The sequence below is a fragment of the Variovorax rhizosphaerae genome, assembly GCF_037889975.1.
Lineage (GTDB): Bacteria > Pseudomonadota > Gammaproteobacteria > Burkholderiales > Burkholderiaceae_C > Variovorax > Variovorax rhizosphaerae.
Genome location: NZ_JBBKZT010000005.1, coordinates 160319 through 173124, shown reverse-complemented (window position 1 = coordinate 173124; position 12806 = coordinate 160319). Strand labels below are relative to the sequence as shown.

Sequence of the window (12806 nt, the reverse complement as noted above, 5' to 3'; positions counted from 1 at the left end):
GCTCAACATGCGCTACAGCACCACGATCGACTCGCAGGTTTTTCTGTTCGACGACCTCAGGCAGGTGATGGCCTTCGCCAGCCCGGCCCGCTCCGGCGACTACCTGGCCGGCATCGGCGCCGCCACGGCGCAGCAACGCATGGCCGCGCGCCACGTGCTGGCCGACACGCCGCTCAAGCAGTTCCTCACCGAGGCGCTGGTGCCCTACGAAGACGACAACATCACGCGGCTCATCATCGACAGCCATGACGCGGCGGCCTTCGCACCGGTGTCACACCTCACGGTCGGCGACTTCCGCAACTGGCTGCTGTCCGAGCTGGCCACCACGGATGCGCTGAGCGAACTGGCGCCCGGCCTCACGCCCGAGATGGTGGCAGCGGTGTCCAAGCTCATGCGCAACCAGGACCTCATCGCCGTGGCCCGCAAGTGCAGCGTGGTCACGCGCTTTCGCAACACGCTCGGCCTGCCCGGCCACCTCGCGGTTCGGCTGCAGCCCAACCATCCCACCGACGACCTGCGCGGCGTCGCCGCCTCCACGCTCGACGGCCTGCTGATGGGTGCCGGCGATGCGGTGATCGGCATCAACCCGGTCTCCGACAGCACGCCGGTGCTCGCGTCCCTGCTGCACATGCTGGACGAGGTGATCCAGCGCTTCGAGATCCCCACGCAAAGCTGCATCCTCACGCACGTGACCAACGCGATCCGGCTGGCCGAGGCGGGCGCGCCGGTGGACCTGGTGTTCCAGTCGATCGGCGGCACCGAGAAGACCAACCTCTCCTTCGGCGTGACACCCGCGTTGCTCGACGAGGCCTACGCGGCGGCGCTGTCGCTCGGGCGCGGCACCGTGGGCCACAACGTCATGTACTTCGAGACCGGCCAGGGCAGCGCGCTCTCCGCCAATGCCAACTTCGGCGTCGACCAACAGACCTGCGAGGCACGCGCCTATGCGCTCGCGCGGCGCTACAAGCCCTTGCTCATCAACACCGTTGTCGGCTTCATCGGGCCGGAGTACCTGTACGACGGCAAGCAGATCATCCGCGCCGGCCTGGAAGATCACTTCTGCGGCAAGCTGCTGGGCCTGCCGATGGGCTGCGACGTCTGCTACACCAACCATGCCGAGGCCGACCAGGACGACATGGACGCGCTGCTGGTGCTGCTCGGCGCGGCGGGCATCAACTTCATCATGGGCGTGCCGGGCGCCGACGACGTGATGCTCAACTACCAGAGCACCTCCTTTCATGACGCGCTGTTCCTGCGCGAGACGCTGGGCCTGAAGCGCGCACCGGAGTTCGAGGCGTGGCTGCAGCGCATGCGGATCACCGCGCCCAATGGCAGCCTGGAAGCGCCGTCGGCCAACCGCGTGCTGCACGGGATGGGCGAGCTTGCGGCGTTGGGGGCGTCATGACGCGAGTCCTTGCCGACGCATCCCCGGAGCGCGCCTGATGCCCGCCGTCACCCCCAGCCCCTGGTCCACTTGGCGCGCCGCCACACCCGCGCGCCTCGCGCTGGGCCGCGCGGGCAATGGCATGCCGACCGATGAAACCCTGCGCTTCGGCTGGGCCCATGCAATGGCGCGGGACGCAATCCACGCGCCGCTCGATGTCGACGCGCTTGAGCAATCGCTCACCGCCGACGGCTGGACCACCGCGAGGGCCCGCAGCCAGGCCGTCGACCGCACGACCTACCTGCGCCGGCCAGACCTCGGCCGCCGGCTCGACGCGAATGACGCCGGCCACTTGCGCGCAAGCCCGACAGAGCGCCCGAACGCAACCTGCGATGTCTGCATCGTCGTCGGCGACGGCCTGTCGTCGCTCGCCGTCGCGCGCCACGCCGTGCCGCTGCTCGCCGCCTTGCGCCCGCATCTGCAACCGGCACTTCACCTCTCGCCCGTCGTCATCGCGACGCAGGCCCGCGTCGCACTCGCCGACGACATTGGCGAACTGTTCAATGCCAAGCTCTCCGTCATGCTGATCGGCGAACGCCCCGGCCTCAGTTCCCCCGACAGCCTGGGCATCTACCTCACCCACGCGCCGCGCCACGGCCGCCACGATGCCGAGCGCAACTGCATCTCCAATGTGCGGCCCGAGGGACTGGCCTACGCCACCGCCGCCTTCAAGCTGTCATGGCTCCTGCGCGAGGCGCTACAGCGAGGCATGAGCGGCGTCGCACTCAAGGACGAGAGCGACCACGCCGTATTGCAAGACGACCCGAAACCGGCACTCCCCTGAGCCGCGCAGCGGGCGCGCCCTATCATGCCCATCCGACCACTAGACGAGACAACCATGCCCGCGCGCTACCCCCTGGCCGAACTGGCCGACCTGCCCGAAGACATCCGCACCGCCATCCTCGCCGTGCAGGAAAAGGCCGGCTTCGTGCCCAACGTGTTCCTCGGCTTGGCGCGGCGCCCCGCTGAATGGCGCGCCTTCTTCGCCTACCACGACGCGCTCATGCTCAAGGAGGAAGGTTCGCTCACCAAGGGCGACCGCGAGATGATCGTCACCACCACCAGCGCCCGCAACCAGTGCCTCTACTGCGTGGTGGCGCATGGCGCGTTGCTGCGCATCTACGAGAAGAAGCCGCTGGTCGCCGACCAGGTGGCCGTCAACTATCGCAAGGCCGACATCACGCCGCGGCAACGCGCCATGCTCGACTTCGCGATGAAGGTCTGCGACCGCTCGCACGAGATCGACGAGGCCGACTTCCCGCTCCTGCACGCCCACGGCTTCGACGACGAGGACATCTGGGACATCGCGGCGATCACCGCATTCTTCGGCCTCTCCAACCGCCTGGCCAGCTTCAGCGGCATGCAGCCGAACCCGGAGTTCTTCCTGATGGGCCGCCTGCCCCGCGAGAAGAACGAAAAGAAGTAGCAGCGCCTACGGCAAAGTCGTATCAGGCGGCCGGGGCCCGGCACTTGCCAAACATGTCCAGCGCTGGCTTGAAGCTCGGCGTCTTCACATCCATCATGGCCAGTGCCGTGTGATAGAGGTTGTCATGGGTGTAGGCCGTCTGCCGGTCACCCTTCATGCAGGCCGCCGACAAGTCCGCGCGTCGCCGCAAGCCGTCGCTCAACCAGGCCACCACCGGCACGTGCTTTTGGACGTCCGGCGCCAAGCCATACGGCAAGCCGTGCAGGAACAGGCCGAACTCGCCCAGTGATTCTCCATGGTCACTCATGTAGAGCATGCCGGTGTCGTAGTCGCTCGACTTCGTCTTGAGCCAGTCGATCGCGCCGGCCAGCACGTGGTCGGTGTAGCGGATCGAGTTGTCGTAGGCATTGACCAGGTCGGCATGCGCGCATTCGGCCAACGCATTGGTGGTGCATTCAGGCTGGAACGCCTTCGCCGCGAGCGGTGAGCGCTTGTAGTACTCCGGACCGTGGCTGCCCATCTGGTGCATGACCAGGACCACACCCTTGGCACGACGCTCCGGCGGCAACGCTGCGAGACGAGCGTCGAGCCCCTCGAGCAAGGCCTCGTCAAGGCATTCGTCGCCGCCCGCGCACAGCTTCGCCTTGATATCGGCCGGCAAGCCGTCCGCGGCGAAGGCATGCGGCACGCGGTTGCACACGTCCTTGCACCCTGACTGGTTGTCGATCCAGAACACGGCCAGGCCGGCTGCCTGCAGCACATCCATCAGGTTCTCGTAGTCGTCCTTGCGCGCCTCGAAGGCGGCCTTGCCGAGCGGCGAGAACATGCAAGGCACGGACGCCAGCGTGTTGGTGCCGCACGAATGCACGTTGTCGTAGCTCAACACCCCGCGCGCCGACAACTCGGGATTGGTGTCGCGCGCATAGCCGTTCAGCGCGAAGTGATCGGCTCGTGCCGTCTCCCCGACCACGATCACGAAGAGCGGCGGTCGCTCCTGCTGCGCATAGCTCGGCCCGAGCGCAGCGCCGGCCGTCATCGGGACCAGCTTGCGCTTGTGCTGGAACAGCGGACGCACGACCACTGTCGCGGTCGAGTACACGGTGGCCAGCGGATTGAGCATGTAGCGCAAGTGCACGTTGTTGCGCATGAGTGGCGCCAGGTCGCGATTCATGGCGACCACGCAACCCGCCGCCACCCCCGCGGCCGCCAGCAACATCACGAGGTTGCGCCAGAGCTGGCCCCCGAGGCCGATCCGCGCGATGCGGACCCGCCAGATCCACCACACCGGCAGCACCGCGACCAGCGCCACGTTCACGAGCATGCGCCAGCTGAGCAGGTCGCGCACCTCGTGCACGTCGGTTTGCGTGGCATTGGCCAGCATGCTCGGGTCGATGACGATGCGGTAGGCCATCATGTAGTGCTGGACCACGGCGGCCAGCACGACGAGGGCGATCCATACCGGCTTGAACCAGCGCGACCATGCCGTGAACGAAAGCAACCCGACCAGGCCGGACACCAACAGCACCGCCATGCCGCCAGTCGTGCGGAGATAGACGCTCGGCGCGCCGCCGATGCGTGCCAGGTCCATCCAGAGCGGCCAGTTTGCGGCCACCGCAAGGTAGACGCTCAGCCACAGGATCACTGTGCGCGCCGAGCGCGGCCGGGACATCCAATCATTCAAGCTGGCGAGCCAGCCCATGGCGCGGTGATCGCCCGCTGCCAGCGCCCATCGCGGCTGCAATCCAAAGGCACGCATCACTCGGCACCTCCTACGGCCGGGCACAGGCGCGGCGCGGCGGATCCAGAGGCCTGCACCGACGGATCGCGAAAATCGCGAACCCGCACCGCGCAGAATTCGATCGCGAGGCCCACCGCCCAGCAGATCCAGGCGGTCCACAGGGTGTGACTCATGTAGTGGGCGCCGCGCATTTGCTGCGCCAACCCCAGTACAAGGCCAACCAGCAGCGCCACCGCGAGCCATCGCCCGGCCACCTTGGGCGCACGATGGCGAAGCACGAACCAGCCGCCCAGGTAGCCGAAAGCGGCCGAGGCATGTCCGGCCGGGAAGCACTTGCCCGGCCCGCCATCGCCCGCACCGAAAGCCCAGTGCGACACATGGCGCGCCATGCCGCCGAAGGCCTGCAAGTCCCAGGGGCAACTCGTGCGGCTCCCGGTCTTGATGATCGAGACGACGGCCACCGACAGGCAGACGGTCAACGCGAGCTGCACACGCCCGGCACGATCGATCTGCCGCAGGAATGACACCGGCCAGCGGATCGCGAGCAGCAACCCGGCCAGCAGCACCCAACTCGCATAGCGTGGCACCTCGTGCAACCAGAGCAGCAGGGGCTCGCTGCTCCGCCACGGGAACCCGTAGGGCTGGCCGAACAAGCGTGCGGCGGGCAAGTCCAGTCCGGAGAAATCCCAGGCCAGTATCAGGATGAGGGAGACAAGTGCGGCCGCGAGCGGGCCACGGAAAGAGGTGCGGGATGAGGTCATGAGAACGTCCGCCCAGCTTAGAAATCGGGACTGAACGCAGCCTGAAAGGTTCGTTCAGGCTTCGGCAATGCGCCGCTCCCACTGGCCGTAGACTCCACGACATTCACACCTCGAGGAGCCCTGCGTGCGTGTACTGCTGGTCGAAGACGACATCGCCCTGGCCGAGGCCGTGTGCGGCTACCTGCGTGCCAAGGCATTCGTCGTCGATGCCGTGCCCAGTCTCGCCGGGGCACGCGCCGCGCTGGCGGGTGCCCAATACGCCGCCATCCTGCTCGACCTGCACCTGGGCGATGGCGATGGCCTCGCCCTGCTGCCCTCGATCCGCATGCTGAAGGAGCGGCCGATCGTGATCGTGCTCACCGCCCGCGACCAGGTCACCGACCGCATCCGCGGCCTGGATGCCGGTGCCGACGACTACCTCATCAAGCCCTACGACCCCGGTGAACTGCTCGCCCGCCTGCGCGCTGCAGAGCGCCGCCGCAGCATCGGCAATGCGCCGCTGCTGCAACTGGGCAGCATCGAGATCGACCTGGCGCGCGACCTCGTGCTGCGCAACGGCGCGCCCGTCCTCCTGACGCAGAAGGAGTGGTCGCTGCTGCGCGTCATGGCGACCCGGCCTGACCGGATCCACACGCGCGAAGTGCTGCAGGACGCGCTCTACGGCTTCGACGACGGCACCGACAGCAACACGCTGGAAGTCTTCATCAGCCGCCTGCGTCGCAAGCTCGGCCGGGCGCACATCCAGACCCTGCGCGGCCTGGGCTATCGCCTCGCGTTTTCCACCACCGATGAATGAGTGACACCGACACGCTGGCCGGGCGGCTGACCCGGACGCTGGTGCTCTGGGTCGGCGGCATCTGGTTGCTCAGCGTGCTGGCCGTGGTCTGGTACGTGGACCGAGAGATCAACTACAACTTCGACAACGAACTGGTCGAAGTCTCGCATCGCATGTTCGACATCGCCGCCGAAGAGCTCGACCGCCGCCTGCCGGACAAGCCGTCCGACGCACCGTTGATCGCGCCCACGCCGCTGTTCCACGATGCGGCCGTGATCTACCAGCTCGTCGACGGCAACGAGCGCGTCCTGATGCGGTCGGCCGAGACGCCGCCCGGCACTTTCGACGTGCCAGTATCGCCCGGCTTTGCCAACCTGGAGAAGTGGCGCGTCTACACCGTTCGCCATCCGACGCGCAACCTGTACCTGCAAGTGGCCGATCCGCTCGACGAACGGCGTGACACGCTCAACCGCACGCTGGTCGGCCTGCTGGTCCCGTTGATCGCGGTGCTGCCGCTGCTGGCGTTCCTGCTGCGACGCATCGCCCGCAACCAGTTGCAGGTGCTGCGCCAGCTCGCCAACGAGATCGCCCGGCGCAGCGGCACCGACCTGCGCGCGATCGACCTGCCCGGCCTGCCGCGGGAATTGAAGCTCGTGGGCGACGATGTCAATCGCCTGCTCGAGCGGCTGTCGCACTCGCTCGATGTGGAACGCGCGCTCGCGGCCAATGCCGCGCACGAGTTGCGCACGCCGCTCACCGCCGCCCGCCTGCGCCTGCAGACCGCGCTCGACCACGACTTGCGCCGCACCGACGTCGAGGCCGCGCTGGAGGCATTGCGCACGCTGGCCCACCGTGCGGAGAAGCTGCTGCAGCTCTCGCGCGCCGAGTCCGGTGCATCGCTCACACGCGGGCGGGTCGACCTGGTGCGCCTCGCGGCCAGCGTGGCGCAGGAGTTCTGGCAGGAGGCCCGCGCACGCGACCGGCTCGACCTGGAAGTGCCGGAAACGGAAACAGTCCCGATGGCCATCGGCGACGATGACGCGCTGGCCATCGCCCTGCGCAACCTCATCGAGAACAGCCTCAACTACGCGGGCAAGAGCCGGGTGCTGCTGGCGGTGACGACCGACTGCACGCTCATCGTGCGCGACACCGGCCCCGGCGTCAGCGCGGCCGAACTGCTGACGCTGCAGCAGCGCCACATGCGTCACACGGCCGAACGCACAGGCTACGGCCTGGGGATGTCGATCGTTGCGACCATCGTGACCAAGCATGACGCACGACTCGAATTGCGCTCGCCGCCGGAAGGCGCTGCGTCGGGCTTCGAAGCGCGAATTGTGTTGCCTCGCGCCTGATGCGCGGCCGGCACGACGCCGCCACCTTTGCACTTGCCTCGCCCTGTTCCTTGCGAACGAGGCCTTTCACTCCACCAACTTGCGCAGCCAGCCCGGCAAGTCCACCGCCTTCTGCTTCGCGTAGTCCACCCAGATCGTGGTCGCGCCGCCGGCCGCGAAGATGACATCCGGCGCCTCGGTGCGCGCCATCGTCGCCCAGGTCTCGAAGGTCGTGCGGCCCGGGTCGCTCACGTACAGGCGCATCAGCACGTTGCCGGGGTATTCGAGCTGCCGGTAGAAATTGCAGAAGGCGTTGGCGATGACCATGCCTTCGCCGTTCGTTTCAGTGGGCGCATCGAGGGTGTGGACCCAGTCGATGCGCACCGTCTCCAGGTAGCGGAAATAGCTGGCGTTGTTGAGATGCTTCATCGCATCCATGTCGCCCCAGCGGATGGGGATCGTCATCTCATAGACGAACTTCTTTTTCTCGGGAATGGCGTACTTCATCGGTGTGCCTTGATGGATGCGAGGATGCCAAGGACGAACATTACCGCCGCCGCCCATTCGGACGCATGCGGCCAGCGGCCATCCCAGGCAAAGGAATAGAGCAACGCGAACAGCGTCTCGCTCACGATCAACTGGCCGCAGAGGCTGGCCGACAGGCGCTGGCTGGCCACGTTCCACAGCACCGTGGCCAGCCAGGAGGAGCCCACGCCGCTAGCGATCGCGATGATCCAGAACAATAGTAAGTTGGGCTGCGCGCTGAACACCGCCACGCCGGAGCCGGCCACCCACCACAGTAGCAGCGAGCCCAGCCCCGTCGCGATGCCGAGCCAGTTGGCCCAATCGGCCGCCGCCACATCCGCGTGCCGGCGCAGCCACGCTGCATTGAGCAAGCCGAAGGCCGTCCAGCTCGCCATCGCCAGCAGCGCGAGCAACAAGCCGATTCCGAAGGACGGCCCGCCCCCGCCGGACTCCGGCCATGCGGTGGCCACCATCAGCCCGATCCCGGCCGCGGTCAACGCCAGCCCGGGCAACAAGGTCCGCAGCAGCAGGCCGGGCGGCCGTCCCAGCAACATCATCCAGACCGGGATGGTGCCGATGACGAGGCTCGGTACCGCCGTGCCGGCCAGCTCGATGCCGAAGGCCAGCAGCACGTAGTAGCCCGTGAAGCCAAGCACGCTCAAGGCCAGCGCCGCCGCGCCCTGCCGCAAGGTGGGCCAGCGCCGCACGGCCGGCCGCGTGAACAGCATCAGTGCCGACACCACGCCGAACACCACGAAGCGCGCCGCCGCGATGTCGACCATGCCGAAGTTGCCGACCATGCGCGGCGCCACGAACACCAGGCCCCACAGCGCACCCGCCGCCAGGCCGGCGACGATGCCCGTCATCGCAGAAGACTTCAACAAACGCAGCCCGGAAACTTCATGCGAGACGCATCCCTTCCACGAACACCGCAGAAGCGGCTTCGCCGGGCCGCTGGCGTTGCCCCCGGTGAGGGGGTTGGAGGAGCGACATGAAGTGCGCGGATCCTGGGGGAGAGCAACATCTACAGCGCGAACCCGTCGTCGGCAGCGATGACAGCGCCGTTCACGAAATGGCTCTGCGCACTCGACAACAGCACCACCAGCCCATCCAGGTCCTCCGGCTTGCCCACGCGCTTGCGCGGCAGCATCCCGACGAGCTTCTGCCCGCCATCGGTACCCCAGTGGTGCTGGTTGATCTCGGTCTCGATATAGCCGGGGCACAGCGCGTTCACGTTGATGCCGAAGCGCCCCCACTCCAGCGCCATGGCCCGCGTCATCTGCACCACCGCCGCCTTGCTCATGCAATACACGCCGATCTGCGGCAGCACCTTGAGCCCCGCCATCGATGCGATGTTGATGATGCGGCCACCCGTGTAGGTGCCCGGCGCCGCGCCACGGGCGCGCTGGATCATGCGCCTGGCCACTTCCTGCGCCACGAAGAAGGAGCCCTTGGCATTGGTGTCGAAGATGAAGTCGTAGTCCTCCTCGTCCACGTCGACGAGGCGCCGCGTGTTGCTGACGCCCGAGTTGTTGACGAGGATGTCGATGGAGCCGACCTCGGTCTCGGCGCGCGCCACCGCCGCCTTGATGCTCTGCCGATCGGTCACGTCGAGTTCGACCACATGCGCATCGCCGCCCTCGCCTTCGATGCGGGCGCGCAGTTCCTTGAGCTTCTCGATGCGGCGGCTGGCCAGCACCACCGCGGCGCCAGCGCGCGAGAGCGTCTTGGCGAATTGCGCGCCGAGCCCGCTCGACGCGCCCGTGACGAAGGCCACGCGGCCTGCGAGATCGATGCTGTATGTCATGGCGGGAGTCCCTCGTGCGTCTCGCGGGCGACACCCATGGGGTATCACCGAATGACAGGGGACGAGACCATGTGCCGCATAAAATGCCGCGCATCCCCCCGCTCCCCTGCAACCAAAAAACATTATCGGCCAGACCCCATGACCCAAGACGAAATCCTCGCCCAGTTCGGCCCCCGCGAAGCCATGGAGTACGACGTCGTCGTAGTCGGTGGCGGCCCCGCGGGCCTGTCCACCGCGATCCGCCTGAAGCAGCTGGCCGCCAAGAACAACACGGAAGTCTCCGTCGTGGTGCTCGAGAAGGGCTCCGAGCCGGGTGCGCACATCCTGTCGGGCGCCATCATGGACCCGCGTGCGCTCAATGAACTGCTGCCCGACTGGGCCGAACTCGGGGCACCGCTGAACCAGCCCGTCACCGACGACGCGATGGTCTTCCTCAGCGAGAAGACCGGCTACCGCACCCCCAACTTCTTCCTGCCGGAGTGCTTCAACAACCACGGCAACTACATCATCAGCCTGGGCAACTTCACCAAGTGGCTGGCCCAGCAGGCCGAGAACCTCGGCGTCGAGATCTTCCCCGGCTTCCCTGCCGCTGAAGTGCTCTACAACGAAGACGGCTCGGTGCGCGGCGTCGCCACCGGCAACATGGGCGTCGGCAAGGACGGCGAACCGACCGAGAACTTCCAGCTCGGCATGGAATTGCACGGCAAGTACACGATCTTTGCGGAAGGCGCGCGCGGCCACCTCGGCCGCCAGCTCATCGCCAAGTTCAAGCTCGACGCCGGCAAGGACCCGCAGGCCTATGGCCTCGGCGTCAAGGAAGTCTGGGAGATCGATCCCAAGCGGCACCAGCCCGGCTTCGTGCTGCACACGGCCGGCTGGCCCATGAAGAGCGACACCTACGGCGGCGCCTTCCTCTATCACATGGAGGACAACAAGGTCACGCTGGGCTTCATCACCGGCCTCGACTACAGCAACCCGTACCTCAGCCCCTTCGAGGAGATGCAGCGCTGGAAGACGCATCCGAACATCCGCTGGTACCTCGAAGGCGATGAAGCGCACGGCATCAAGCCGGCCAAGCGCATCGGCTACGGCGCCCGCGCCATCACGGCCGGCGGCCTGATGTCGCTGCCCAAGACGATCTTCCCGGGTGGCGCGCTGGTCGGCTGCGACGCCGGCTACCTCAACGTGAGCCGTATCAAGGGCAGCCATGCCGCGATCAAGACCGGCATGCTCGCCGCCGAAGCCGCCTACGCCGCGCTGCAGGCCGGCCGCCAGCACGATGAACTCTCCGCCTATCCGGCCGCCTTCGAGAAGAGCTGGCTCTACAAGGAGCTGTACAAGGCGCGCAACTTCAAGAGCTGGTTCAAGAAGGGTCTTGGTATCGCGACGCTCATGAACGGCATCGAGCAATTTGCGCTCAAGGGCCATATCCCATGGACCCTGCACCGCGACAAGCCTGACCACCTAGCGCTCAAGCCGGCGTCCGAATGCGAGCCCATCGTCTACCCGAAGCCGGACGGCAAGCTCACCTTCGACCGGCTCTCGAGCGTGTTCATCAGCAACACCAACCATGAAGAGCACCAGCCGGCCCACCTGACGCTGAAGGACGCGTCGGTGCCGGTCAACGTCAACCTGGCCAAGTTCGCCGGCCCAGAATCGCGCTACTGCCCGGCTGGCGTGTACGAGTTCGTGCCCGACGGCGATGCCGGCAAGCAGCGCCTGCAGATCAACGCGCAGAACTGCGTGCACTGCAAGACCTGCGACATCAAGGATCCGACCCAGAACATCGTCTGGGTTACGCCGGAAGGCGGAGGCGGACCGAACTACGTGGGTATGTAATTCCCTACCTCCCGCCGGAACGCGCCCTCGAGGCGCGTTTTTTGTTTACATTTTGTATCGGCGTGTTTCCTGCTTCCCAGGACGGAGGCGATGCGTTATGACAACGTCCTAAGCTGCAAGGACAGGAGAACATCGGATGCAAATTGTGATCACCGGCGGTGCGGGTTTTCTGGGGGCCAGGCTGGCGCGCAGGCTCCTGGCCAGGGGCGGCATCGGCGTGGGCGGCGGCAAGGAGCATCGCATCGGCACGATCACGCTGGTCGACCGCGTGCAACCGCCGGACGACCTGTTGGACCATCCCAAGGTGAACGTCATCGTCGGCGACCTGTGCGAGCTGCTGGCACCGGACAGTCCGCAGCGGGCCCTTCCACCGGAAACAGCGGTGGTCTTCCACCTCGCGTCGGCCGTGAGCGGCGAGTCCGAGGCCGACTTCGAACTCGGCATGCGCAGCAATTTCCTCGCGACCTACGCCCTGCTGGAGGCTTGCCGTGCGCAGCACACCCGGCCCCTGGTCGTCTATGCAAGCTCCCTGGCCGTGTACGGCGCGCCGCTGCCCTACGTGATCGAGGACGACACGCTGCCCACGCCGCAGACCAGCTATGGCACCCAGAAGTACGTCGGCGAGCAGTTGATGGCCGACTATGGGCGCAAGGGCTACATCCACGCCCGCAGCGTGCGCCTCATGACCGTGGCGGTGCGGCCGGGCCAGCCGAACGGCGCCGCGTCGAGCTTCCTCAGCGGCATGTTCCGCGAGCCGCTGGCCGGCTTCCCCTCGCGCTGCCCGGTGCCGCCAGAGACGATGGTGGCGCTTTCATCGCCCGCACGCACCATCGAGGGGCTGATCTGCGCCGCGACCGCGCCGCACGCCAAATGGGGGCCGCGCACCGCCGTCAACCTCCCATCCCTGTGTGTCAGCGTGGACGAGATGGTCCAGGCGCTGCACCGCATCGGCGGCTCCGCCGCCACCGACCTGCTCGACATGCGGCCCGACCGCACCATCACCGAGATCATCACCGGCTGGCCCGGCCGCTTCGAATGGGTGCGCGCACGCGACCTGGGCCTGTTCGCCGACGAGAGCATCGATGCCATCCTGCGCGACTACGTCCGTGAAAATCCCGACGCGGTAACGCTACCACTTGCGGCATAGTTGACGGTTTTTT

At 67.1% G+C, this 12806-nt stretch carries 12 protein-coding genes; 7 read left to right on the top strand and 5 right to left on the bottom strand.

The genetic code is table 11. The features are described from left to right. The first annotated feature begins 7 nt into the window (after window positions 1–7). Genes WKW82_RS12285 through WKW82_RS12275 form a run of 3 tightly spaced genes read left to right on the top strand, consistent with a single transcriptional unit; the run spans window position 8 to window position 2870 of the window. On the top strand, window positions 8–1405 hold the full coding sequence (locus WKW82_RS12285; RefSeq protein WP_340342569.1) for an ethanolamine ammonia-lyase subunit EutB: 1398 nt from the start codon (window positions 8–10) through the stop codon (window positions 1403–1405). Between the two features lie 37 nt (window positions 1406–1442). Continuing rightward, window positions 1443–2228: an ethanolamine ammonia-lyase subunit EutC gene (gene eutC, locus WKW82_RS12280; protein ID WP_340342568.1), complete on the top strand. Its 786-nt coding sequence runs from the start codon at window positions 1443–1445 to the stop codon at window positions 2226–2228. 54 nt (window positions 2229–2282) lie between these two features. Then, window positions 2283–2870, top strand: a complete 588-nt coding sequence (locus tag WKW82_RS12275) for a peroxidase-related enzyme (RefSeq protein WP_340342567.1) — start codon at window positions 2283–2285, stop codon at window positions 2868–2870. Window positions 2871–2892: 22 nt separating this feature from the next. Here WKW82_RS12275 and WKW82_RS12270 read toward each other — a convergent pair whose 3' ends face one another. Both WKW82_RS12270 and WKW82_RS12265 read right to left on the bottom strand, forming a co-directional pair. Continuing rightward, window positions 2893–4569: a phosphoethanolamine transferase gene (locus WKW82_RS12270; RefSeq protein ID WP_340342832.1), complete on the bottom strand. Its 1677-nt coding sequence runs from the start codon at window positions 4567–4569 to the stop codon at window positions 2893–2895. Between the two features lie 56 nt (window positions 4570–4625). Continuing rightward, window positions 4626–5369 carry a phosphatase PAP2 family protein gene (locus WKW82_RS12265; RefSeq protein ID WP_340342566.1) on the bottom strand — a complete coding sequence of 248 codons (744 nt, stop codon included), beginning with the start codon at window positions 5367–5369 and terminating at the stop codon, window positions 4626–4628. Window positions 5370–5493: 124 nt separating this feature from the next. On the opposite strand from WKW82_RS12265, the gene WKW82_RS12260 reads away from it, so the two are divergent. Then, the gene (locus WKW82_RS12260; RefSeq protein WP_340342565.1) at window positions 5494–6165 is read left to right on the top strand and encodes a response regulator; all 672 of its coding nucleotides are present in this window, start codon (window positions 5494–5496) and stop codon (window positions 6163–6165) included. Then, the gene (locus tag WKW82_RS12255; RefSeq protein ID WP_340342564.1) at window positions 6162–7496 is read left to right on the top strand and encodes a sensor histidine kinase; all 1335 of its coding nucleotides are present in this window, start codon (window positions 6162–6164) and stop codon (window positions 7494–7496) included. The genes WKW82_RS12260 and WKW82_RS12255 overlap by 4 nt, the downstream gene beginning before the upstream one ends. 66 nt (window positions 7497–7562) lie before the next feature. Here the strand turns inward: WKW82_RS12255 and WKW82_RS12250 are convergent, their stop codons facing one another. The 3 genes from WKW82_RS12250 to WKW82_RS12240 form a co-directional block, all read right to left on the bottom strand. Further along, the gene (locus WKW82_RS12250; RefSeq protein WP_340342563.1) at window positions 7563–7982 is read right to left on the bottom strand and encodes an acyl-CoA thioesterase; all 420 of its coding nucleotides are present in this window, start codon (window positions 7980–7982) and stop codon (window positions 7563–7565) included. After that, a complete protein-coding gene (locus WKW82_RS12245) occupies window positions 7979–8866 on the bottom strand; it encodes a DMT family transporter (RefSeq protein WP_340342562.1) in 888 nt (295 codons plus the stop codon). Before WKW82_RS12245 ends, WKW82_RS12250 begins: the two co-directional genes overlap by 4 nt. A gap of 158 nt (window positions 8867–9024) precedes the next feature. Further along, the gene (locus WKW82_RS12240; RefSeq protein WP_340342561.1) at window positions 9025–9807 is read right to left on the bottom strand and encodes an SDR family oxidoreductase; all 783 of its coding nucleotides are present in this window, start codon (window positions 9805–9807) and stop codon (window positions 9025–9027) included. A 138-nt stretch (window positions 9808–9945) separates the two neighbouring features. On the opposite strand from WKW82_RS12240, the gene WKW82_RS12235 reads away from it, so the two are divergent. Continuing rightward, window positions 9946–11646: an electron transfer flavoprotein-ubiquinone oxidoreductase gene (locus WKW82_RS12235; protein WP_340342560.1), complete on the top strand. Its 1701-nt coding sequence runs from the start codon at window positions 9946–9948 to the stop codon at window positions 11644–11646. Window positions 11647–11782: 136 nt separating this feature from the next. Beyond that, window positions 11783–12793, top strand: coding sequence for a D-erythronate dehydrogenase (gene denD / locus WKW82_RS12230; protein ID WP_340342559.1), 1011 nt, complete (start codon window positions 11783–11785; stop codon window positions 12791–12793). Window positions 12794–12806: the final 13 nt, after the last annotated feature.

Excerpts from the sequence above, each read along its gene's own strand:
- WKW82_RS12285 (WP_340342569.1), top strand. The coding sequence starts at position 8 with ATGCGCTACAGCACCACGATCGACTCGCAGGTTTTTCTGTTCGACGAC.
- eutC (WP_340342568.1), top strand. The coding sequence starts at position 1,443 with ATGCCCGCCGTCACCCCCAGCCCCTGGTCCACTTGGCGCGCCGCCACA.
- WKW82_RS12275 (WP_340342567.1), top strand. The coding sequence starts at position 2,283 with ATGCCCGCGCGCTACCCCCTGGCCGAACTGGCCGACCTGCCCGAAGAC.
- WKW82_RS12270 (WP_340342832.1), bottom strand. The coding sequence starts at position 4,569 with ATGGGCTGGCTCGCCAGCTTGAATGATTGGATGTCCCGGCCGCGCTCG.
- WKW82_RS12265 (WP_340342566.1), bottom strand. The coding sequence starts at position 5,369 with ATGACCTCATCCCGCACCTCTTTCCGTGGCCCGCTCGCGGCCGCACTT.
- WKW82_RS12255 (WP_340342564.1), top strand. The coding sequence starts at position 6,162 with ATGAGTGACACCGACACGCTGGCCGGGCGGCTGACCCGGACGCTGGTG.
- WKW82_RS12250 (WP_340342563.1), bottom strand. The coding sequence starts at position 7,982 with ATGAAGTACGCCATTCCCGAGAAAAAGAAGTTCGTCTATGAGATGACG.
- WKW82_RS12245 (WP_340342562.1), bottom strand. The coding sequence starts at position 8,866 with ATGACGGGCATCGTCGCCGGCCTGGCGGCGGGTGCGCTGTGGGGCCTG.
- WKW82_RS12240 (WP_340342561.1), bottom strand. The coding sequence starts at position 9,807 with ATGACATACAGCATCGATCTCGCAGGCCGCGTGGCCTTCGTCACGGGC.
- WKW82_RS12235 (WP_340342560.1), top strand. The coding sequence starts at position 9,946 with ATGACCCAAGACGAAATCCTCGCCCAGTTCGGCCCCCGCGAAGCCATG.
- denD (WP_340342559.1), top strand. The coding sequence starts at position 11,783 with ATGCAAATTGTGATCACCGGCGGTGCGGGTTTTCTGGGGGCCAGGCTG.